The sequence below is a fragment of the Methylophilus sp. DMC14 genome, assembly GCF_056314085.1.
The window spans coordinates 181,307-203,577 of sequence record NZ_JBQUZA010000002.1; the positions used below are offsets into that span (position 1 = coordinate 181,307).

Sequence of the window (22,271 nt, forward strand, 5' to 3'; positions counted from 1 at the left end):
GTTTAGTTTACCAATCGCCGGAAGCCCCGCCGCCGCCAAAATCACCGCCACCGCCACTGAAAATATCTGGCCCACGGCTGCCGCCTGAGTAGCCGCCAAAGCCGCCCGCAGAATACGGCATACCACTGCCACCACGCCCACCCATGGCCAGTGTAAAGACAAATGCCGCCAGGCCGACCAAGCCCATGACCAGCAAGGTGGCCCCCAGGAATCCTGCCAGCACACCCAACGCACCGCCGGTCACCAGGCTGCCCGGAAAATCCCCTAACATGCTTTTGAAAATCGCCCCGGCGATAATGGCGGCAAACATCAATATCGGCAGCATGGTCATCCAGCCATCCGCATTTGAGTGATGCGAGGATGATTTATCCGCTGCGGGCAGTTGCTCGCCTTGTATCAGCTTAATCAAGGTATCTGTGGCCAGATTCAGGCCGTTGTAAAACTGTCCCTGCTTGAAGGCCGGCGCCATTTGCTCGGCAATAATGCGCTTGGCAATCGCGTCAGGAATCGCCCCTTCCAGCCCATAGCCGACTTCAATGCGCATTTTTTTGTCGTTTTTGGCGACGATCACAATCACGCCATCATCCTGCTTATCGCGGCCAATTTTCCAGGCTTCGGCCAGGCGAATGCCAAATTGCGCGATGTCTTCTGGCTGCGTGCTGGGCAAGATCAGTACCGCGACCTGCGAGCCAGCTTGCTGTGCAAACTGGCTCAGCTTCTGGTTCAGGGCCGCTTGCTCTTCAGGACGCAAGGTCTGCGTCAAATCGGTAACCGCAGCCTGTAAAGCAGGGATAGCAACCAGATCTTCTGCATGGCTGACCAGCGCCATGCAGAACAGGCACCAGGTAAGAAATAATACTCTTAAGCGCAAAGCCACCCGCCGTTACTTGCTGTCACCAAAATCGACTTTAGGCGCGCTAGAAATGGCTTTTTCGTTTTCTACCGTAAACGTTGGCTTGGGCTGATAACCAAACATCATGGCGGTCAGGTTGTTCGGAAAGCTGCGTACGGCGACGTTGTATTGCTTCACGGATTCGATGTAACGGTTACGCGCCACGGTGACACGGTTCTCTGTGCCTTCCAACTGCGCCTGCAAGTCCCTGAAACTGGCATCTGCCTTCAGGTTAGGGTAGTTTTCTGACACCACCATCAAGCGTGACAAGGCACTGGTCAATTGACCTTGGGCCGCCTGAAACTTGGCAAACGCCTCCGGATCATTCAGCAGCTCTGGCGTCACTTGCATGCTGCCGACTTTGGCGCGCGCCTCGGTCACCTCAGTCAGTACTTTTTCTTCATGGCTGGCATAGCCTTTGACTGTCGAAACCAGGTTAGGCACCAGATCGGCCCGGCGCTGGTACTGGTTAAGCACTTCAGACCAATTGGCTTTAGTTTCTTCATCCAGGCTTTGGAACTGGTTATAGCCACACCCAGACAGGCTAAGTGTGGCAGTCAGCAACAACAGAGTGAATAAACGGCGCATATTTGAGACTCCAGTCTTCAATCACTTAAAAATATTTGGTGGTGACGGGCTTGCCACGATTGGTTAGCCACATTCAAACACTCCACAACACTGCAATAGATGCGGCCAAAGAAGTGTTTATTCAAGCCATCGGTTCGCTTTTCTTTGCCAGTAACAGGCACAAGTCCTGCCATACCTCACGCTTGAGCGCAGGTGTTTGCAACATCGCGGCTAAGTCATGCGTCACCACACACCACGAGTCACCCACTACATGCAACTGACCACGCACGGCTGCGATCTCGGCATGTTGGGCATTTAAAAACTGATTGGCGGCCGCCAGGCCAAACAGCACACAAAAGCGGCTGCTGACCTGTGCGCGTTGCAACGATTCATGAGTCACGGTCACCTCATCAGCAGGTAACTGCATGGCTTGCATGATGTTTTGCAGCAATTGCTGGCTGGGGGCGTCAACGGGGCGGGGCGAATAGATCAGCCAGGGAGACTGAATCAGCGTTGCAACGCTCTCGGCTGGTGTCTCAGCGGCGATATCCTCTACAGGGTTATCCACCTCAAGCGCCAGCACTGGCGCGTCAAGCGACACGCTGTGCATGGGGGCCTCTTCAGCAACTTTTGTATTCCAGTTGGAGGGGGAAACATGTGCTGACTCCGCTGTAGCAAGCCCTTGGGCCATGGTTGGCGACTCAGTGACAGGTAACTGGGGAGCGGTCTCTGTCACATCTGGAGGGACCGCTTTTTCTGCGACCAGGCTCACTTGCTCGCCCACAGACACAGGCGCTGTTTGCGGCATGGCAGCAGCTATCTCCAGCACTGGCGGCATGCGCACATGCCATGCCGGCAACAACTCCAGTTCACGCAGCATATCGTCACGGGTCAAGCTCATCATGCCCTCCTGCTCATAAGGCCAAGCCCATCAGCACCGCATCCTCGCGGCCGCTCTTGGTCGGATAATAATTGCGGCGTATACCCATTTCGCAAAAGCCCATCGTCTCATACAAGGCAATCGCGGACGTATTGCTGACCCGCACCTCAAGAAACATATTGGCCGCCTGATAGCGACGAGAGATGGCAATCATCTGCGCCAGCAACGCACGCCCCAAACCCTGCCCCTGAAACGGTTTTGCTACACTGATGTTGAGCAAGTGGGCTTCATCCAGCACCATCATCACCAGCGCATAGCCGACCAACTCGCCCGCCAACTCCATGACCCAGGCGCTATGGCCCGCATTGAGGGAGTCCTTGAAATTGCCCAGGGTCCACGGATGACTGTAAATGGTGGGTTCGATACGCATCACGGCAGACAGATCCTGCTCTGTCATCGGCCTGAAACTGGGTTGAGAATGTGGTAATGCGCTCATATGGCCCTTACAAGGTCTGGCCTTGCGCACGCTCGGCGGCGGTCAGCGCCACCCGGTTGCGCACATACAAAGGGGCCGCCTCATGGGCTGCCTGCCCTTGCCCAGCCACAAACAATGGCTGCGCCAACGCGAGCATGGCACTGGCTTTAGGCAAACATTCAGGGGCAAATTCACTCACCTGCCCTGCATATTGCGCGGACAAGCCCTCGGCAAACACCCGCCACCCCGAGCCCGCCCCCAGCCAACCTTCGCCCGCGATCGCAGGCACCTCGTGTGGCTTACACACCACCGGCGGACTCACCGCCAGCCACTGATCCGTTTCGCGGATAAACGCAGCATGATAGACCTCGCCCATACGTGCATCCAGGCACACCAGCACCTTCTCGGACTGTGTTTGCTGCCATGCCGTCTCTGCCACGGCCAACACCGAACTGACACCAATCACAGGCAGGTTAGCGCCAAAGGCTAAGCCTTGTGTCACGCCGACGGCAACACGCACACCCGTAAATGCACCTGGCCCCATGCCATAGACGATGCCATCCAACTGAGGCAACTTTACGCCAGCCTTCATCAATAAATGTTGGATTTCCGGCAAGATGCGTTGCGAAGCGGCAGGGCCGGTGACTTCATCAAACGTCAATAACCCGGCCTCGGTTTGCAGGGCCAGAGAAAGCGTTTCGGTGGAGGATTCGATGGCAAGTAATTTCATGGTACGCAGATTAATAACGATGCTTTTCCTCAGGAAAACACCCGGTCTTTACGGCGTGCACATAACTCTCCACCGCGCCCTGCACACTGCCGCCCTGTTGCAAAAAGTTTTGCACAAACCTGGGCGCTTTGTAGTCTTGCGGCGCTTTGTCGGCGGGGCCAGTATAAATGCCCAACAAATCTTGTAATACCAGCACCTGGCCGCTACAGCCTGCCCCGGCGCCTATGCCTATGGTAGGCACCTGAATCGTTTGCGTAATCTGCGTCGCCAGAGCGGCGGGCACCATTTCAAACAGCACCATACTGACGCCGACGGCGGCCATCGCTTGCGCATCGGCCAGCATGGCGCGGGCGCTTTCTTCTGTCTTGCCCTGGATTTTATAGCCGCCCAGCTTTTCAACGGATTGCGGGGTAAAGCCAAGGTGCGCACAGACCGGCACACCGTTTTCAATCAGATAGCGCGCGGTTTCGACCATGTCTCCACCGCCCTCGATTTTGACAATATGCGCGCCTGCCGCGAGTAGGGTTTGTGCGTTAGTGAGCGCAGTTTCCTTATCATGCTCATAGCTGCAAGCAGGCATGTCGCTCATGATGACCGTATGCGGCGCGCCTCTGGCGACCATACGGGTGTGGTAAATCATGTCTTGCATGGTGACGGCGAGCGTGTTGCTGCCGCCTTGTATCACCATGCCTAGTGAGTCCCCGACCAGCAATACATCCACTCCCGCCAATGCCAGCAACTTGGCAAAGGTGGCGTCATAGCAGGTCAGCATGGCAATCTTCTCGCCCGATCTGGCCCTGGTGATCAGAGTATTCAGCATGTCGTTATGTCGTCTTAAAAGGCTGCCCGCAAAAAGCACATGCGTCGCAGCAGACCCGCATCAGAAATTAGGATTAAAGTACTCGCGGCTGCTCTTGATCTGGCTTATGCGTTCGATCAGCAAATCAAAGGCTTCCGGGTCTTTAATGATATTGAGCTTTTCGTTGTTGACGATCAGCAAAGGTGAAGCATCATAAGCATGAAAGAATTCACTGTAAGCCTCAGCCAGGCGCGCAATATACTCGCGCGGCATGTCTTGCTCATAGCTGATATTGCGCTCTTCAATACGATCCATCAAGGCATCAACCGGGGTTTGCAGATAGACCACCAGGTCAGGCTTGGGCGCCTTCAGCTGCAAGTGCTGGTAAATTTGATGGTAAAGCGAATACTCTTCATCATCGAGATTCAGGCGCGCAAACAGCGGGTCTTTTTCGAGAAAGAAGTCAGACACCGTAGGCTGGCCAAACATGTCACGCTGCGCCATGTCCTCAATCTGCCGTGAACGCTGAAACAGGAAAAACAGCTGCGTAGGCAAGGCATAGCGTTGCGCATCCTGATAAAAGCGGGTCAAAAAAGGATTGGCTTCGGCTTTTTCGGAGAGTAACTCTACCGAAAACTTGTCTGCCAGCATGCGGGCCAGCGTGGTTTTGCCACTGCCAATAGGACCTTCAATGACAACATAAGGAAAGCGGGTAAACATGGAGATTGCTCGTCTAGCGGATTGAATTCGGATCCAGTTTGCGCACGTCGTCGTGCTTGTTTGTTGTCAACCATTCTACAACACTCTGCCCGGATGGCAGCACAAAGTCCGGCACAATTTCAGCCAGCGGCACCACCACAAAGCCGCGCATATGCATGCGTGGATGCGGCAGGGTGAGCAGCGGTGAATCCAACTGCATGCCGTCATAATCGAGCAGATCCAGGTCCAGAATCCGTGGCGCATTGGGAAAAGGGCGCTCTCGGCCAAACTGCTGTTCTATCTCCAACAGCAATTGCATGAGGTGTGGCGCCTCAATCTCCGTCGCCATTTGCACCACGGCATTGATAAAGTCTGGCTGGTTATCATACCCCACAGGGGCGGTGGCATAGAGGCTAGAAGCTTGCAGCAGCGTCAAGCCTGGCGTATGCGCCAACACCTCAATGGCTTTGCTAACCTGCCGCTCCGGCTGCTGCAAATTGCCGCCCAGGGCAATCAAGGCAATCGCCATCAGGCCAGGTCTCCACCCGCCGGTTTTTTCTTGCGTGGCTTGCGTCTACGTTTTTTCGGTCCGCTTTCCGGTAGCAGCATGGCGGTACGCTCTTCTGTCCCGGCATCGGCAAAACGCGTCCACCAGTCACCGATTTCTTGCGGCAGCTCGCCAGAGGCACAGCGCAACAGTAGAAAATCATAGCCGGCGCGATAACGCGGATGCGTGAGCAAGGCATATGGCCGCTTGCCCGAGCGCTGTTCAAAGCGCGGCTGCATGGCCCAGATTTCTTTCATGGTGGTCGTATAGCGATTATGAATCGCCATCTTCTCGGCTTGCTTGTCGATGACTTCGTTCATCGCCTCATGCAGCGCAGGAATCATATGTTCGCCACGCTTCTGGTTTTCTTGCCAGGCAAGCAAGACTTCATGCCACAACAAGGTTGCAAACAAAAAGCTGGGGTTGGATGACTTGCCGGACGAAATGCGCTCGTCGGTATTCTTAAGCGCCAGCATGACAAACTTCTCGCCCATGGGCTGCTCAAGTATCACATCCAGCAACGGCAACAAGCCGTGATGTAACTGTTGCGCACGTAAAGCATTGATGCTTTCAATGGCATGCCCGGACAAGAACAGCTTGAGCATTTCATCAAACAAGCGGCTAGGTGGCACGTCTTCAAGTAAATCGGCCAGCTTGCGAATCGGGGTCTCGGTATCTCGCTCCAACTTCAAGCCCAGTTTGGCTGACAAGCGCACGGCGCGCAACATACGCACCGGGTCTTCCTGATAACGCTTGATCGGGTCGCCGATGATACGCAAGGTTTTGGCACGAATATCGGCCACCCCATTATGAAAATCGAGCACTTCCTGCCGCTTGGGGTCGTAATATAAAGCATTGGCGGTGAAGTCGCGGCGCACCGCATCCTCTTCTATGCTGCCAAACACGTTATCGCGAATGATACGGCCACTGTCATTGGTTTCAGCATCGCCCTCACTCAGGTGATGCCCGCGAAAGGTAGACACTTCTATAGTCTCATGCCCCCATAACACATGCACCAGCCGGAAACGGCGGCCAATAATACGCGAACGGCGGAAAACCTTATGCACCTGCTCAGGGGTGGCATTGGTTGCCACATCAAAGTCTTTGGGCGGATGATCTAGCAGCAAATCGCGCACTGCGCCGCCGACGATATAAGCCTGAAACCCGGCCTTTTGCAGCTGGTCGCAAGTTTTGAGGGCCGCCTGGCTGATATGTTTCTGGTTGATTTTGTGCTTGCCCGCCTGGATGATTTGTGCCGCTGGCAATTGAGTGTGTGTATTCGCGCTGGCACGCCGACGGAATACTTTCTGCAGTAATTGTTTAATCATTATTTTGCAATTCGAGCGTCAGCCTGCGCCGCGCTACAGTTTATGTTGGTTATTCCACAAGACATCCGGCACACCCGCATGCCGGTTTAAGGTACGACAGAGGACAAACAGCAAATCGGACAAACGGTTCAGGTATTGCAAGGCCACGGGCGTCACCGGTGATTGCGCATGCAAGGCATGTAACACCCGCTCGGCACGCCGACACACCGTACGCGCCAGATGACACACCGCAGCTGCCCGACTGCCGCCTGGTAATATAAACTCTTTTAACGGCGTCAATGCTTCGTTCCAGGTATCCAGCGTCATTTCCAAAAACGCGACACGGCCAGCCTGCATAAACGTATGCCCTGGCATACACAATTCACCGCCCAAATCGAACAAATCATGCTGTATCGCCAGCAGACTGTCACGCACATCCTCAGGCAAGGTTTCAACCAGCAACATGCCTAACACCGCATTCAGCTCATCCACGTCACCCATGGCTTCCACGCGCAGATCAGACTTTGCGACGCGCGTGCCGTCGCCCAGCCCGGTCGTACCGCTATCGCCAGTACGCGTGTAAATCTTGCTCAGCCGGTTGGCCATCCCTGTCACCCGTATAAAATCCGATATAATCCAGCCATTATAAATCATACCGTGCCATTTCGATGTGCTCAGCGATTGCAGTCAACGCCCCAATCGGGGTCATGGATTCAGGGGTCGGCGGCCTCACCGTCCTCAAACACTTAACCCGCCAGCTGCCACACGAGCATTTCTACTACTTTGCTGACAGCGCACATGCGCCTTATGGCAACAAAACGGCAACAGAAATTCAGCAGCGCTGTTTTACCATCGCCGACACCCTCATCACCCAAGGCGCCAAAGCACTGGTCGTCGCCTGCAACACCGCCACTGCTGCTGCCATCGCAGCCATGCGCGAACGATATTCACTCCAAATTATCGGCATGGAACCCGCCGTCAAACCCGCGGCAGCGGCCAGCAAAAACGGCATCATCGGCGTGCTCGCCACCACTGGCACGCTTAAAAGCGCACAATTCGCCGCCCTGCTCGAGCATTACGGTCAAGGCGTGCAAGTCGTGACACAAGCCTGCGTGGGACTGGTAGAGTGCATAGAACAAGGTCAGCTGGATACCCCGCAAACCCTGGCACTTCTGCAACAGTACTGCCGACCGCTGATGGCTGCAGGCGCAGACACCATAGTGCTGGGCTGCACACACTATCCGTTTGTTAGAAAGCAGATTCAAGAGATTGTGGGGCCCGAAGTCACCTTGATTGATACCGGGGCAGCTGTTGCCAAGCGTCTACATCAGGTGCTGGAGCAAAAGCAGATACTTAATGCAGCTATGGAAGCTGGGGATTTTGTGTTTTTGACCAGTGGAACAGAAGAAACTCAGCAAGTAATGCAAGCCTTGTGGAGCAACTCGGTTTAGCTGATTACGAATAGGGACATCCTAAAAAAGTAATTTTTTATTTATCACTTAAAAGACTCTTCAACTCGTCGCATTCACAGACTACTCTTTCGCCTCTCGTCGAGTCACTTTCTGGTGCTGGTCCCCCAGAAAACAACCAAAGAGGACGACACCCAGCCATCACGGCCTTGCGGCTCCCTTGCGTTGCTCAACAAAGTAAGCGTTCACGAAACTCGTCCTAGCAGCCTGCACACCCCGCAAGCTGCCGCGGAGCTCAGACAGTCGCTCCCTTGTTTCTTACTTTGTCTCCGCTACTCAGCGTGATGGAATGGGATTTATCTCGCCAAAGTTGCATCGTTGAAGTTTGGACGGTTTGAATCTCCAATTCTTTTGTTGAAACAAATGACGGTTGCGCTCGCATGGTGTTCGGGGTCCCCATCTGCCGCGCCGAGTAGCGCAGACAAAATAAGATTAAGCGAGCGGCTGTTCGAATCCCGCGGTGGCCTGCGTTTTGTGCAGGCCGCTAGGATGAGTTCTGCGAGCGCTTATTTTGACGAGCAACACAGGAAACAAGCGGAAGCTGGGGTGCACTTTCTTTTGGTTACTTTATCTTTGGGCAAGCAAAGAAAAGTAACTCGCCTACAGGCGAAATAGAAGTATGACTATCCAAAGAAATATCCATTTGTACTTCCAACATATGCAACGTTTGCTCTTTTATTACAGCCAAACCAACCCTTCGCCTCGCCTGGATTCCAGCCTCCGCGGAATGACGCAGAAATACCAAATGACTTTCCTAAAACTTCTAAACTACGCAACAACCCCACCAACAAAAAACCCACGCGCTGCGTGGGTTTTTTTGACTTAATGGTGATGCACCTGTGTGCCGGGTTTCAACCGGTATTTCGTCCCGCAGTACGGGCACGAGACCTCTCCCGTTTTCGCCACATCCAGAAACACCCTGGGATGTGATGCCCACAAGGCCACTTCTTTGGTTGGGCAATGCAATGGCAAGTCTTTGCCGTCTACTTCAAACTCTTTGACATCAGACATTCAAACTCTCCAGCAAACAGGCAACAATTCATTAAACCAGGGTCAGCCAGTGAGCGTACTTGGCGTTTTTCCCTTTAACCACATCAAAATACATACTTTGCAGCTTTTCAGTGATCGGACCACGGGTGCCTTCGCCAATGGCGCGGTTATCCAGTTCGCGAATAGGCGTCACTTCAGCGGCAGTGCCGGTGAAGAAGGCTTCGTCAGCGCTGTAGACTTCGTCACGCGTAATACGTTTTTCAATCACTTCCAGGCCCAGCTCTTCTTTGGCCAGGTGGATGATGGTGTCACGGGTAATGCCTTCCAGCGCAGAGGTCAGGTCTGGCGTGTACAGCTTGCCGTTACGGATGATGAAAATGTTTTCACCGGAACCTTCAGCCACGAAACCGTCCACATCCAGCAACAGCGCTTCCTGGTAACCATCCTGCGCCGCTTCCTGGTGTGCCAGGATGCTGTTCATATAGTTGCCATTGGCTTTGGCTTTACACATGGTGATGTTGACGTGGTGACGCGCAAAAGAAGACGTTTTTACGCGAATGCCTTTGGTAATCGCCTCTTCGCCCATGTAAGCACCCCAGCTCCAGGCGGCAACAATGACGTGAGTAGATAAGGTTTTGGCAGAAATGCCCATGGCCTCTGCACCATAAAACGCCATTGGGCGCAGATAGCCAGAGTCGAGATTATTCTCACGCACAGCAGCTCTTTGGGCTTCGGAGATGGTCGCTTTATCAAACGGCATTTTCATGCCGAGGATATGCGCACTGCGGAACAAGCGGTCTGTGTGCTCTTTGAGGCGGAAAATCGCGGTCCCCTTGTCAGTTTTGTAGGCACGCACCCCTTCAAACACGCCCATGCCATAGTGCAGGGTGTGGGTTAATACATGGGTGGTGGCGTCACGCCAGTTGACCATTTTGCCGTCGTACCAGATAACGCCGTCACGGTCTGCCATCGAACTCGGTATTGCCATTTAAACTCGCCTTTAATCCGTCAGTCATCAAAAACCAGTATTGTAAACTAATCTGCGCGCTTTTCGCCTATGCTAGAATCCATTTCAATGATGATTTACAAGGATTTTTTGCATGCCTGTGCGATTTAAGTGGCTTTATCTGGTGTTCTCGCTATTGAGCATGCTGCTGGTGGCTTGCCAGCAGGGGCCTTCTGCCCGCTTTATTGGCACCGACCTGACTGGTACCCAGTTTGGGCAGCCGCTGTCTCTGACCGATCACACGGGCAAATTGCGTCACATGAGCGACTTTAAAGGCAAGGTCGTGGTGATGTTTTTTGGTTACACGCATTGCCCGGATGTCTGCCCCACCACCATGACCGACCTGAAAAAAACCATGCAATTACTCGGTGAAAAATCCAACGAAGTACAGGTGCTGTTTGTGACGGTGGACCCGGAGCGCGACACGCAAGCGGTATTGGCGCAGTTTGTCCCCGGCTTTGATGCGCGCTTTATTGGCTTGCGCGGCACCCCAGCTGAAGTGGCGGCCAATTTGAGCGAATATAAGGTGTATGCCGCCAAAGTCAGCGAGCCGGGCAAATCGGGATACACTATGGACCACAGCGCAGGCTTGTATGTGTTTGATAAGACTGGCGCACCGCGTGTTTACGAGGGCTATGGCGAGAAGCCAGAAAATATTGCGCATGACCTCTCGTTGCTGTTATAGCCATGCTGAACGGAATGATTCCCCTCAAGCGCATCAAGAACGATTTTCATTTATGTTTCTATTTAAAATATCATTTAAAATCAAATAGTTACATAAAAATTTCAATTGCATCAATTTATTTTTGCTGTATGATGGCTAGCATCTGAAACGTGCAAGGAGCCGTCATGAAGGGCGACAAAAAAATCATAGAGATACTGAACGACTTGCTGGCAGGCGAGTTGTCCGCTACCGATCAATACCTGATTCACGGTGAAATGTATGCCGATATGGGCCTGGGCAGCCTGGCAGAGCATAGCCTGCATGAATCGCTGCACGAACGCGAACATGCACGTGCCTTGATACAGCGCATTCTGTTCCTCGAAGGCAAACCAAATCTGGCCAAGCGTGAATCACTCAATATTGGCAAGGATGTAAAATCCATGCTGGAGTCTGACCTGGCGTTGGAATACACCGTGGTCAAACACCTGAAAAAGGCCATGGAAGCCTGTGAACAAGCGCAAGATTACGTCACCCGCGAAATGTTGCTGGTGCAACTCGAAGATACCGAAATGGACCACGCCTACTGGCTGGAAAAACAGCTCAATCTGATCAAACTGGTGGGTATTGAAAACTACTGCCAGAGCCAAATGGGCAGCAGCCCTTCTGCCGCATAAGGAGTATCACGCATGCAAGGCGATAAACAAATCATCAGCACCTTGAACAAGGTGCTTAAAAACCAACTGACGTCTATCAACCAATATTTTTTGCATGCGCGCATGTTCAAAAAATGGGGGCTCGAGCGACTGAATGACTACCAGTACAAACAATCCATCCGCGTCATGAAAGAAGCGGACGAGGTGATTGAACGCATTCTTTTTCTGGATGGCCTGCCTAACCTGCAAAATCTGGGCAAGTTACTCATAGGCGAAGAGGTGGTGGAATGCCTGCAGGGCGACCTGAGCTTTGAAAAAGAAGTGCAGCGCCCGCAACTGGTAGAGGCGATTGCCGAAGCCGAGAAACTGCAAGATTACGTCACACGCGACTTGTTGACCGAGTTGCTTGAAGCGTGTGAAGAAGCCATCGACTGGCTGGAAACCCAGCAAAGCCTGATCGAAGACGTGACCCTGCCGAACTACCTGCAATCACAGATCGCGTCTGATTAACTGGATCTTTTCAACGAATCATCGAATTAAGCCGCGAAAGCGGCTTTTTTTATGGCTGTAAGGAAACATATCACGCTTGACAAAGTCACATGAAATGATAATAATTATCATTAGTGAACTTAATTAGAGGCAATATGTACGTTTGCGTGTGTAATGCAGTCACAGAGCGACAGATTCATCAAGCAGTGAAGAACGGCGCAAAAACCGTCAAGCATTTGAAAGATCAACTGGGCGTAGGGGCAGAATGCGGCAAATGTGCCAGCTGTGCCAAAGCCTGTCTTAAAGAGGCGCATGCAGAACAACATCCGGGCCTGGTGAAAAAGTTAATTCAATTGACACCTGTACAATTAGGCGCAGCCTGATTACATACAGTTTCAAAAAAAGAGGCTATCAGCCTCTTTTTTTATCGCCAGCTTTTGGCGAACACCAGCCTTCAAATCAGTATCTCCACTCCTCCCAGAAGTGAGCCGAAAACAAATCGCAGCTCTGCACTCATCTAAGTTACTTTTAACCACACTACTTGTTAGCTGGCGTTTAACTCGTGCTCCAGAAGATACCGAATCGTCCTGCTTAACATAGGGATAGTACGTTTCAGTGAAAGGTCAGGATTCCTGATTAACCGGATAGTAAAGCCTTCAAACAAAGAAGCTATCAAATTACAAGCGGTATCTAGCGCCTCTTCTGAGATGTTCATTTGCCGTTGCATCATTCCTTTACGAAAATAACTTTTGATACTTTCCATGGCCGTGGCTTCTGCGCGGCGGATGATATTGGCAATTTTTGGATTGCGTGCGGCCTCGGCAATCACCTCCAGCAATAAGGGCGCATCTGGATCATAGAAAGTATCCAGCGCAGCCGTTTCAACGTCAGCAATCAGGGCATCAAAGATATCACCGTCGCCCCGGTTTTGCTCAACACGGTTAGTAACATTCAGTATTTTGAGCAAATCTTTTTCCACGATCGCCTCAATAATGGCCTCTTTATTCTCAAAGTAATGATAGATGTGCCCAACACTCATGCCCGAAGCTTTGGATATCTGGGACATGCTGGTGCCATGAAAGCCCTGGTTTCTAAAGCACTCAGTCGCGGCCGTCAGCACCTGGTTGCGCCGAAGGTCCGCACGGCTGTTCTGTATGTTCGAGAGGGACATGACTTCTCCTGTCATCATTAAAAATAAAAGTTGCTTTTTTAGTATTCTATATTAGAATGATCATTCAATCTAGAATGAATACTCAATCTAATTTAAGTCACCCTGAAAAAAAACCATTTTCATGGCGGTACTTAAAAGGAGAATCCTATGAAACCTACATTACAGAGCATGCGCTTGGCGACGGCATTTCCGGTATTGCTCGCTTTATGTGAATTACTTACCGGCTGCCATCAGGGCGCTGCCCCTGCACCGGCAGCCCCTCCGCCAGCAGAAGTGGAAGTCATCAATCTCCAGCCACAATCGGTTAACCTGAAAACCGAGTTACCTGGGCGCACTTCCCCCTTTCTGGTTTCGGAGATCCGGCCGCAGGTCAGTGGTATTTTGCAAAAACGCTTGTTCACCGAAGGGACAGATGTCAAGGCGGGCCAACAGCTGTACCAAATTGACCCTTCCACATACAAGGCTTCATTAGACAGTGCGCAGGCAAGCCTGAATAAAGCCCAGGCGAATCTTGTGGCTGCAAAAAGCAAGGCTGAGCGTTATCACGAGCTGGCGAGCATACAAGCCGTGAGCAAGCAGGATTTAGAGGATGCGCAATCAGCGCTGGATCAGGCGCAGGCAGAGGTAGATTTGGCGAAGGCCGCATTGCAAATAGCAAAAATCAACCTGGCATACACCAGCGTGCTGGCGCCGATTTCTGGACGGGTGGCGAAATCGAACATTACACCAGGCGCCCTGGTGATTGCAAACCAGGAAACCATGCTGACCAACATCCAGCAGCTTGATCCCATTTATGTCGATGTGACCCAGTCTAGCGCTGATCTGTTGCGGTTGCGCCATGACTGGGAGAGTGGCCGCCTCAAGAAGGCAGGAGAAAATCAGGCCGAAGTGAAACTCGTCCTTGAGGATGGTAGTACCTATGCACTGACTGGCAAGCTGGCATTTGCAGACATTACCGTAAGCCAGTCGACAGGCACCGTGTCGCTGCGGGCCATATTCCCCAACCCCAAAGGCGTACTGTTACCGGGCATGTATGTGCGCGCAGTCCTGGAACAAGGCGTTGCAGAAACCGCCATCCTGGTGCCACAACGAAGCGTGAGTCGCGACGCCAAAGGGGATCCTGTCGTGTATGTGCTGGACAAGGATAGCAAGGTGCAACTCAGGAATATTCAGGCGGACAAGACGCTGGATGGCCAGTGGGTGGTACGCCAGGGCCTGAATGCAGGCGACAGACTGGTAGTGAATGGGCTGCAAAAAATACGGCCTGGAATGCCGGTAAAAATTGTGTCGACCGACAAAAGCCGCACAACCAAGCCAATATAGGGAGTCATCATGTCTAAATTTTTTATTGACCGCCCTATTTTTGCCTGGGTAATTGCGATCGTGATCATGCTGGCAGGCATACTCGCGATCCGGTCATTACCGATTGCGCAATACCCGATGATTGCACCGCCTGCGATCTCCATCACGACCACTTACCCGGGCGCCTCGGCCAAAGCGGTGGAAGACAGCGTCACCCAGGTGATCGAGCAAAAAATGAAAGGGATAGACCACCTGACCTATATGTCCTCGACCAGCGACGCTTCAGGCAGCGTCACCATTACACTGACCTTTGACGCGGGAACCGACCCGGATATTGCACAGGTACAGGTCCAGAACAAGCTCGCGCTGGCTACCCCGCTTCTGCCGCAGGATGTGCAAAAACAAGGCGTGCAGGTCGCCAAAGCTTCCAATAACTTCTTGATGGTGGCTGCGTTTATCTCAGAAGACAACAGCATGTCGAGCATCGATCTGGGGGACTATGTCGGGTCGAATGTCCAGGACATTATTAGCCGGGTGAATGGCGTAGGCGATACGCAGGTTTTTGGGACCAAATATGCCATGCGCATATGGCTGGACCCAGCCAAGCTGCACAATTTTGGGCTGACGCCTGCCGAAATCAGCGCGGCGATCACAGCACAGAACGCCCAGGTGTCAGCAGGCCAAATCGGTGGCATGCCTGCCAAAAAAGGGCAAGAATTAAATGCCACGGTGACGGCGCAAAGTCGTTTGCAAACACCCGAGCAGTTTGGGCAGATTTTATTAAAAAGCACCGCCAATGGGGCTGCGGTCAGATTGCAGGATGTCGCCCAAATTGAACTCGGTGGCGAAAGCTATGAGGTTGTCGCTCAATATAACGGCAAACCTGCAACAGGGCTGGCAATCAAGCTGGCAACCGGCGCCAATGCGCTGGAAACGGCTCAAGCCGTCAAGGCTAAACTGGTTGAGCTGGAGCAGTTTTTCCCGGCGGGCATGAAGGCGGTGATGCCATATGACACGACCCCCTTTGTCAAAGTCTCCATCGAGGAAGTCATCAAAACGCTGGTAGAAGCCATCATCCTGGTATTCCTGGTGATGTATCTCTTCTTGCAAAATATCCGAGCCACACTTATCCCGACCATTGCCGTGCCTGTGGTTCTGCTGGGGACATTTGCCGTGTTATCCGCTACCGGATACTCGATCAATACGCTGACCATGTTTGCCATGGTACTGGCGATTGGCCTGCTGGTAGACGATGCCATTGTGGTGGTAGAGAACGTCGAGCGGGTGATGCACGAAGAGGGGCTGTCTGCCAAGGAAGCCACCAGTCGTTCCATGACGCAAATTAGTGGGGCCTTGATCGGCATCGCCCTTGTGCTCTCGGCGGTATTCGTCCCCATGGCATTTTTCGGCGGCTCTACCGGCGTCATTTACCGGCAATTCTCCATCACAATCGTATCGGCCATGGTGCTTTCAGTGCTGGTAGCCCTGATTCTGACGCCTGCCCTATGCGCCACCTTACTGAAACCACACACCAAGACACACAACCCGTTGACGGGTGCTTTTAAGGTATTTAACCGTGGCGTGGAACTTACAACGCAAGGCAGTCAATCCGTGGTTGCCCGTATGCTGCATCGACTTGGCCGCTACGGACTGATTTATGCGCTGATTGTTGTCGTGATGGCGCTATTATTTGTCCGTTTGCCACAGGCTTTCTTGCCTGATGAAGACCAGGGCATCCTGTTTACGCAAGTGATCTTGCCTGCCGGGGCAACAACAGAGCGCACCCGGGCAGTCCTAAATAAGGTAGAGCAGCATTTCCTGTCCGAGCAAAAAGAGGCTGTCGCATCCGTGTTCACGGTGTCTGGCTTCAGCTTTGCAGGGAGTGGCCAGAATAATGGACTGGCCTTTGTCAGCTTGAAAGACTGGTCAGAGCGCAAGCGACCTGACCTGAAAATATCAGCGGTGATCGGAAAAGCCATGGGCAAATTCTCAACCATTAATGAGGCCATGGTCTTTGCATTCGGCCCGCCAGCCGTGGTCGAGTTAGGAAATGCTTCTGGTTTTGACCTCCAGTTGCAAGACCGGGCAGGCCTTGGGCATGAAGCCCTCATGCAGGCACGCAACCAACTGCTGGGGATGGCCTCGGCGAATCGGTCATTGGTCGGGGTGCGGCCAAACGGGCAGGAAGACTCACCAGAATACAAGCTGGATATTGATCAAGCCAAAGCCAGTGCCCTTGGCATTTCCATCGCGGATATCAATTCAGTGCTTTCCACCGCCTGGGGGAGCACTTACGTCAATGACTTTATGGACCGCGGCCGGGTCAAGCGCGTGTACCTGCAAGGGGCCACTTCAGCACGGATGGAACCCAAGGATTTTGATCAGTGGTATGTGAAAAATGCCAGCGGTGAAATGGTGCCATTTTCCTCATTCGCCAGCGCACACTGGGCTTATGGGTCACCCAAGCTGGAACGCTATAACGGTCAATCCTCGTTAGAAATCCTGGGCGCCCCGGCACCCGGGCATAGTACCGGCGAGGCGATGGCCATCATGGAATCATTGGCGGCAACCCTGCCTCCCGGCATCAGCTACGAGTGGACAGGATTGTCATACCAGGAGCGCATGACCGGTTCACAAGCCCCCGCGCTGTATGCTTTATCCCTGCTCATTGTGTTTTTATGCCTCGCCGCATTGTATGAGAGTTGGTCCATTCCATTTGCAGTCATGCTGGTGGTGCCCCTGGGGGTCGTCGGCGCCTTGATTGCAGCGTCCATGCGGGGACTCTCCAACGATGTGTATTTCCAGGTTGGCTTGCTGTTGACGATAGGCCTGTCGGCCAAAAATGCCATCCTGATTGTGGAGTTTGCGAAGGAAAAAATGGAGCAAGGTAAAGAGATGACAGAGGCCACATTAGAGGCGTTAAGGCTGCGCTTCCGGCCAATTATCATGACATCGCTGGCCTTCATTCTTGGCGTGCTACCGCTTGCCATTTCGACTGGCGCAGGCTCTGGTGCCCAAAATGCGCTGGGCACAGGAGTGATTGGCGGCATGCTGACAGCCACCGTACTGGCCATCCTGTTTGTACCGCTGTTTTTCGTGGCGGTACGCCGGGTATTCAAAGGCTAAGGCGCTCATTAAAAGGAATAACGAAAATGAATAAATCACGCTATCCCATTGTGATTGCCAGCCTGCTGCTGGCAGGCTGCATCAATATGCAACCAAACTATGAAAGGCCTGCAGCACCGATTCCTGCACAATGGCAGCCATCGTCAGGCCAAGCAAAACTGACGGGAGACACACTCTCGGCTGAATTGGGCTGGGAGCAATTTTTTACCGACAACGAATTGAAAAAGTTGATCCGGCAGGCGCTGGAAAACAACCGTGACTTAAGGGTCGCCTCGCTCAATATCGAAAAGGCGCGTGCCCAATATCAGATCCAGCGGGCGGCCCTGTTTCCCAAGGTGAATGGCACGGTCAGCGGGACCAATCAACGGATGATGCTGAACTTGCCGACCGGACCCATGACATTTAACAGCCACCAGTACTCGGCAAACCTGGGATTCTCTTCCTATGAGATGGACTTTTTCGGGCGCATCAGCAGCCTGCGCGATCAGGCCGTGTATCAATACCTGTCAACAGAAGAGGCCAAGAGAAGCGCCCAGATCAGCCTGGTGTCTGAGGTGGCGAACGCCTACCTGACATTGGCCGCAGATAGTGAAAACCTGGCACTGTCACGGGAAACCTTGCGCACCCAACAGGCGACTTTCGACTTGAGTAAACGGCAACTGGCTTTGGGCAGTATCAATGAGCTGACACTGCGGCAAGTGGAAACCAGCGTGGAATCTGCACGAGTCAATGTCGCCAAATATATGACCCAGGTAGACCAGGATAGAAACGCGCTGGCACTACTGGTGGGTGAGCCTCCAAATATCAATCTTGAACAGGTGAACAACTTGCGGGGCGTCTCCCAAACCGCCAGCCTGCCTGATGGCCTTCCCTCTACGGTCTTGCAGAACAGGCCGGACGTGCTGGAAGCAGAGCGCACGCTTCAGGCCAATAACGCCAATATTGGTGCGGCCAGAGCAGCCTTCTTTCCGACCATTTCATTGACGGCATCCGCCGGTTTGGCCAGCCCGGAGTTGGGGAGCCTGTTTAGCGGCAATAACCATGTCTGGAGTTTTGCACCGCAAATCGTGCTACCCATCTTTAATGGCGGGTTGAATAAGGCTAACCTGAAGGTTGCCGAGGTGAGCCGGGAGATTAGCGTGGCGCAATATGAAAAAGCGATTCAAACCGCGTTTAAAGAGGTCTCTGACGCGCTGGCATTACGTGCCACGCTGGAAGAACAATTGTCGGCACAAACGGCGCAGGTGAATGCCACGCAAAGAAGCTTTGTACTATCACGCGCCAGATTCGAGAAAGGCCTGGATAGTTACCTGACCGTACTGGATGCCCAACGCAGCTACTACGCTGCGCAACAGACGCTTATCAGCGTCAGGCTGTCCGAAGTCTCCAATCAGGTGACCCTATATAAAGTCCTGGGGGGCGGCGCATTCTGACATCAGGAGCACAAAGGAAACGCTGGCGATCGCCCCCTGACCCGCCAGCGGCCTGGCCATTCGCCTCACGGACCCCTTTTAGTCACTCAGGCACAAAATCATCCAACATTGCCCCTAGCCAGAGAGGCTGGGGCAGCATACCATGTCAGCAAACAGGTAATCCTCATATGCAATCCCCAGATGACAGACACATCGCACGCCACTCTTACCCCATATACACTGGGGCTGTTACTTCTACCGCCCCTGCTATGGGCAGGTAACTTTATCGCAGGCCGCGCCGTCAGCCATGAGGTGCCGCCCGTTGCTTTATCCCTGATCCGCTGGGGCCTGGCATTTTTATGCTTGCTCCCTTTTGCGATCAAACCGTTTTTGCGTGACCGCGTCCACTACCTAAATTACCGCTGGCATGTGCTAGGGACCGCAATGACGGGCGTACTTGCATTTAATCTGCTGGTGTACTGGGGCTTGCATAGCACCAGCGCAACCAACGGGATTATCCTGAATTCGTTTATTCCCTTTCTAGTCGCAATCTTTGGCGGGTTGTTTTATCAGCAACGCTTATCGACCCGTCAATTGCTCGGGCTACTGATTTCATTGATCGGGGTCCTGACGGTCGTCTCGCATGGCGATATACAAGTGCTGCGATCGCTGGCATTTGCTCCTGGCGATATGATTATTTTTGTCGCCATGATCTGCTGGGCGTTGTTTACCTTGTGGCTGAAACAGATTCCAGCGTTTATTGACCGCACCGGGCTCATGTTATGCCAGGTTCTGATTGCGCTGATTTTATTGTTACCGCTCTATATTTGGGAGAAGCAGACAGCCGTGACAACGATAGGCCATGTACAAACGGTCTGGTCACTGCTTTATATTGGGATTTTTCCTTCGGTGATTGCTTTCCTGGCTTATGCCAAGGCTGTCACATTGGTCGGCTCGGTGCGCGCCAGCGTGTTTATTCATGCCATGCCGATTTTTGGCTCCTTACTCTCCAGCGTATTATTGAGCGAACCCTTTCATGGCTACCAACTGGCAGGCATGCTGACGATTTTTTGTGGCATTGGACTGGCGAACACCGGCAAGCCACACTAAAAGCCTGATGAATCAAGCCATGCGATGCAGGATAGGCGACAGGGCCTTTAACGCTTTCTCAGCATGTTCGTATTGCGGAAACAAACTGGCCTGCACCGCATAAAACCTGGCTGAATGATTCATTTCTTTCAGATGCGCCATTTCATGGCACACCACATATTGAATCACATGCGGCGGCGCCTGGATCAAGCGCCAGTTCAGGCGAATCTGCTTGCGACTATTGCAACTGCCCCAGCGGGACTTGGCATTGGAAAGTCCGACACCGCTCACCTGCTCGCCCATCTGGGCGGCAATCAAGGCAACGCGGCGTTTAAAATCAGGCAAAGCCTGCTGCGCATACCATTGCAGCACTTTGCGCGCGACCCAGTCGGGATTGTTGATAAAAGGTGAACGGACCAGCAACTTGTCACCTTCGAGCGTGACTGCCTTGCTGGTGGGATGCGCAATCAGGGTCAGCACAATATCCTGGCCCATAAACAACAGTGGCTCACCATCCAGCCATTGCATGGGGGCCACTTGGCTGGCCTCACGCAGAGCCAGCTTTTGCTGTATCCAGCTGGATTTTTCCTGCAAAACTTGCTGCAATTGCGAGGCAGAGATGCGCTTGGGCGCATGGACCACCAAGCCCTCGGCCGTGATTTTAAGGCCTATGGTTCTACGTGCCCGCAGATCCAGCTGGTAAGCAATCGTTTGCCCATTTGGCAGTTGCAACTGCTGCGTGATCACAGATGCTGCATCTCCGTTTCAATCCATGTTTCGACTTGCTGATTCAGTGCATCCGGCTTTAGGCCGTTGGTGGCGATGGCTGGACCGATCACCACCTGAATCACGCCTGGATATTTAAGGATGGAGTTTTTACGCCAGTAGCGGCCTGCATTGTGCGCCACCGGAAGCACTGCGGTTTGGGTATGCGTCGCCAGCCAGGCGCCACCAATATGATACTTGGCGCGGGCACCGGGGGCGGTACGTGTGCCTTCAGGAAAAATGACTACCCACAAGCCACGCTTGAGCCGGTCTTTGCCGTGATTCACTAACTTTTTAAGCGCTTCGCGGCCACTGCTGCGGTCAATCGGAATCGAGCCCACCGCCCACAAACCCCAGCCAAAAAACGGGATCATCAGCAACTCTCTTTTGAGCACCCACACTTGCGGCGGCAAAATGGTTTGCAGGGCAATGGTCTCCCAGGCAGATTGATGTTTTGCCAGAATAATACTGGGCGTGGCCGGAATATGCTCACGGCCACTGACTTCATAACGCAGATTGCAGGTGACCTTCAGCCACCACATCACCGCATGCGCCCAACCACTGACCCAGCGTGACCGCGTCACCGCGGGCAGCGGAATCAGCAGGATTGCCAACAATGAAAATGGAATGGTCAGCACAAACAAGCCAAGATAAAACAGCCAGGCCCGCACATACAGCAGCACGGTTTGCATTACTTATCCCCAGCAATGATGTGCTGTACCGCAGCGGCCAAATCAGCCATCACAATCGTGTTCGCAGGCACCTCGGACAAGTGATAGGTTTCCTCGCCCTTGCCGGTGCGCACCAGGTAAGGCTGGCAACCGGCTTTGGCGAAGGCCTGCAAGTCTCGCAAGGCATCGCCCACGCCTGGCACTTTGGTCAGCTCAACATTAAAACGGCGGCTGATTTCTTCCAGCATGCCGGTCTTGGGCTTGCGGCAGTCACAATGTGCATCGGCCGCATGTGGGCAATAAAAGACGGCGTCAATACGGCCACCGACTTGCGCCAAGGCTTTATGCATTTTGTCGTGGATGGCATTGAGCGTGGCCATATCAAAATAGCCGCGCGCGATGCCCGACTGATTCGTCGCCACCGCCACCCGGTAGCCATGCTGGTTGAGCAGCGCTATTGCCTCCAGGCTCCCCGGAATCGGAATCCATTCGTTAGGATTTTTGATAAAGGTCGCGCTGTCGCGGTTAATCACGCCGTCACGATCAAGAATGACGAGTTTCATGGCTA

25 protein-coding genes are annotated in these 22,271 nt (G+C 53.2%); 9 read left to right on the forward strand and 16 right to left on the reverse strand.

What is annotated here, in order from left to right; translation table 11 throughout:
- Positions 1-7: 7 nt before the first annotated feature.
- The 10 genes from ACT53C_RS05100 to ACT53C_RS05145 all read right to left on the reverse strand — a co-directional run bounded on the left by ACT53C_RS05100 (position 8) and on the right by ACT53C_RS05145 (position 7,502).
- Positions 8-829 (reverse strand): TPM domain-containing protein, encoded by an 822-nt coding sequence (locus ACT53C_RS05100; protein WP_275356665.1) that lies wholly within the window; start codon positions 827-829, stop codon positions 8-10.
- 54 nt (positions 830-883) lie between these two features.
- Complete coding sequence (locus ACT53C_RS05105; protein WP_194749326.1) at positions 884-1,480, reverse strand: LemA family protein; 597 nt, start codon at positions 1,478-1,480, stop codon at positions 884-886.
- Between the two features lie 121 nt (positions 1,481-1,601).
- Positions 1,602-2,363 carry a uracil-DNA glycosylase family protein gene (locus tag ACT53C_RS05110; RefSeq protein WP_476145140.1) on the reverse strand — a complete coding sequence of 254 codons (762 nt, stop codon included), beginning with the start codon at positions 2,361-2,363 and terminating at the stop codon, positions 1,602-1,604.
- Between the two features lie 10 nt (positions 2,364-2,373).
- The gene (gene rimI, locus ACT53C_RS05115) at positions 2,374-2,835 is read right to left on the reverse strand and encodes a ribosomal protein S18-alanine N-acetyltransferase (RefSeq protein ID WP_476145141.1); all 462 of its coding nucleotides are present in this window, start codon (positions 2,833-2,835) and stop codon (positions 2,374-2,376) included.
- A gap of 7 nt (positions 2,836-2,842) precedes the next feature.
- Positions 2,843-3,544 carry a tRNA (adenosine(37)-N6)-threonylcarbamoyltransferase complex dimerization subunit type 1 TsaB gene (gene tsaB / locus ACT53C_RS05120; protein ID WP_476145142.1) on the reverse strand — a complete coding sequence of 234 codons (702 nt, stop codon included), beginning with the start codon at positions 3,542-3,544 and terminating at the stop codon, positions 2,843-2,845.
- A gap of 10 nt (positions 3,545-3,554) precedes the next feature.
- Positions 3,555-4,364 carry a 3-methyl-2-oxobutanoate hydroxymethyltransferase gene (gene panB, locus ACT53C_RS05125; RefSeq protein WP_338656557.1) on the reverse strand — a complete coding sequence of 270 codons (810 nt, stop codon included), beginning with the start codon at positions 4,362-4,364 and terminating at the stop codon, positions 3,555-3,557.
- Between the two features lie 60 nt (positions 4,365-4,424).
- A complete protein-coding gene (locus tag ACT53C_RS05130; protein WP_445241979.1) occupies positions 4,425-5,063 on the reverse strand; it encodes a deoxynucleoside kinase in 639 nt (212 codons plus the stop codon).
- 13 nt (positions 5,064-5,076) lie between these two features.
- Positions 5,077-5,571, reverse strand: coding sequence for a 2-amino-4-hydroxy-6-hydroxymethyldihydropteridine diphosphokinase (gene folK / locus ACT53C_RS05135; protein ID WP_476145143.1), 495 nt, complete (start codon positions 5,569-5,571; stop codon positions 5,077-5,079).
- Positions 5,571-6,917, reverse strand: a complete 1,347-nt coding sequence (gene pcnB / locus ACT53C_RS05140) for a polynucleotide adenylyltransferase PcnB (protein ID WP_275356659.1) — start codon at positions 6,915-6,917, stop codon at positions 5,571-5,573. The genes folK and pcnB overlap by 1 nt, the downstream gene beginning before the upstream one ends.
- A gap of 33 nt (positions 6,918-6,950) precedes the next feature.
- Positions 6,951-7,502 (reverse strand): cob(I)yrinic acid a,c-diamide adenosyltransferase, encoded by a 552-nt coding sequence (locus tag ACT53C_RS05145; RefSeq protein ID WP_476145144.1) that lies wholly within the window; start codon positions 7,500-7,502, stop codon positions 6,951-6,953.
- 62 nt (positions 7,503-7,564) lie between these two features.
- Between ACT53C_RS05145 and murI the strand changes: the two genes are divergently transcribed.
- Positions 7,565-8,347, forward strand: coding sequence for a glutamate racemase (murI, locus tag ACT53C_RS05150; RefSeq protein WP_476145146.1), 783 nt, complete (start codon positions 7,565-7,567; stop codon positions 8,345-8,347).
- Positions 8,348-9,187: 840 nt separating this feature from the next.
- Here murI and ACT53C_RS05155 read toward each other — a convergent pair.
- Together ACT53C_RS05155 and ACT53C_RS05160 are read right to left on the reverse strand one after the other, a co-directional pair.
- On the reverse strand, positions 9,188-9,376 hold the full coding sequence (locus ACT53C_RS05155; RefSeq protein ID WP_313986044.1) for a zinc-finger domain-containing protein: 189 nt from the start codon (positions 9,374-9,376) through the stop codon (positions 9,188-9,190).
- 31 nt (positions 9,377-9,407) lie between these two features.
- Positions 9,408-10,325: a branched-chain amino acid transaminase gene (locus tag ACT53C_RS05160; protein ID WP_379073770.1), complete on the reverse strand. Its 918-nt coding sequence runs from the start codon at positions 10,323-10,325 to the stop codon at positions 9,408-9,410.
- A gap of 130 nt (positions 10,326-10,455) precedes the next feature.
- Here ACT53C_RS05160 and ACT53C_RS05165 point away from each other — a divergent pair, with 130 nt between their 5' ends.
- The 4 genes from ACT53C_RS05165 to ACT53C_RS05180 all read left to right on the forward strand — a co-directional run bounded on the left by ACT53C_RS05165 (position 10,456) and on the right by ACT53C_RS05180 (position 12,550).
- Positions 10,456-11,046 (forward strand): SCO family protein, encoded by a 591-nt coding sequence (locus ACT53C_RS05165; protein ID WP_476145147.1) that lies wholly within the window; start codon positions 10,456-10,458, stop codon positions 11,044-11,046.
- Between the two features lie 164 nt (positions 11,047-11,210).
- A complete protein-coding gene (gene bfr, locus ACT53C_RS05170) occupies positions 11,211-11,699 on the forward strand; it encodes a bacterioferritin (protein WP_194749316.1) in 489 nt (162 codons plus the stop codon).
- A 12-nt stretch (positions 11,700-11,711) separates the two neighbouring features.
- Positions 11,712-12,188 (forward strand): bacterioferritin, encoded by a 477-nt coding sequence (bfr, locus tag ACT53C_RS05175; protein WP_476145148.1) that lies wholly within the window; start codon positions 11,712-11,714, stop codon positions 12,186-12,188.
- A gap of 134 nt (positions 12,189-12,322) precedes the next feature.
- Positions 12,323-12,550: a (2Fe-2S)-binding protein gene (locus tag ACT53C_RS05180; RefSeq protein WP_194749314.1), complete on the forward strand. Its 228-nt coding sequence runs from the start codon at positions 12,323-12,325 to the stop codon at positions 12,548-12,550.
- 161 nt (positions 12,551-12,711) lie between these two features.
- Here ACT53C_RS05180 and ACT53C_RS05185 read toward each other — a convergent pair whose 3' ends face one another.
- Positions 12,712-13,356, reverse strand: a complete 645-nt coding sequence (locus tag ACT53C_RS05185; RefSeq protein ID WP_476145149.1) for a TetR/AcrR family transcriptional regulator — start codon at positions 13,354-13,356, stop codon at positions 12,712-12,714.
- Between the two features lie 129 nt (positions 13,357-13,485).
- Between ACT53C_RS05185 and ACT53C_RS05190 the strand changes: the two genes are divergently transcribed.
- The 4 genes from ACT53C_RS05190 (at position 13,486) to ACT53C_RS05205 (ending at position 20,288) form a co-directional block, all read left to right on the forward strand.
- Positions 13,486-14,661: an efflux RND transporter periplasmic adaptor subunit gene (locus ACT53C_RS05190; RefSeq protein ID WP_476145151.1), complete on the forward strand. Its 1,176-nt coding sequence runs from the start codon at positions 13,486-13,488 to the stop codon at positions 14,659-14,661.
- Positions 14,662-14,670: 9 nt separating this feature from the next.
- On the forward strand, positions 14,671-17,766 hold the full coding sequence (locus ACT53C_RS05195) for an efflux RND transporter permease subunit (protein ID WP_476145153.1): 3,096 nt from the start codon (positions 14,671-14,673) through the stop codon (positions 17,764-17,766).
- A 26-nt stretch (positions 17,767-17,792) separates the two neighbouring features.
- Entirely contained in the window at positions 17,793-19,199 is a 1,407-nt protein-coding gene (locus tag ACT53C_RS05200; RefSeq protein WP_476145154.1) for an efflux transporter outer membrane subunit, read from the forward strand.
- Between the two features lie 180 nt (positions 19,200-19,379).
- Positions 19,380-20,288, forward strand: a complete 909-nt coding sequence (locus ACT53C_RS05205; protein ID WP_476145155.1) for a DMT family transporter — start codon at positions 19,380-19,382, stop codon at positions 20,286-20,288.
- A gap of 12 nt (positions 20,289-20,300) precedes the next feature.
- Here the strand turns inward: ACT53C_RS05205 and ACT53C_RS05210 are convergent, their stop codons facing one another.
- The 3 genes from ACT53C_RS05210 to gmhB are packed head-to-tail and all read right to left on the reverse strand — an operon-like array spanning position 20,301 to position 22,266.
- Positions 20,301-21,014, reverse strand: coding sequence for a M48 family metallopeptidase (locus ACT53C_RS05210; protein ID WP_476145156.1), 714 nt, complete (start codon positions 21,012-21,014; stop codon positions 20,301-20,303).
- Positions 21,011-21,724 carry a lysophospholipid acyltransferase family protein gene (locus ACT53C_RS05215; protein WP_476145157.1) on the reverse strand — a complete coding sequence of 238 codons (714 nt, stop codon included), beginning with the start codon at positions 21,722-21,724 and terminating at the stop codon, positions 21,011-21,013. Before ACT53C_RS05215 ends, ACT53C_RS05210 begins: the two co-directional genes overlap by 4 nt.
- Positions 21,724-22,266 carry a D-glycero-beta-D-manno-heptose 1,7-bisphosphate 7-phosphatase gene (gmhB, locus tag ACT53C_RS05220; RefSeq protein ID WP_476145158.1) on the reverse strand — a complete coding sequence of 181 codons (543 nt, stop codon included), beginning with the start codon at positions 22,264-22,266 and terminating at the stop codon, positions 21,724-21,726. The genes ACT53C_RS05215 and gmhB overlap by 1 nt, the downstream gene beginning before the upstream one ends.
- Positions 22,267-22,271 lie beyond the last annotated feature (5 nt).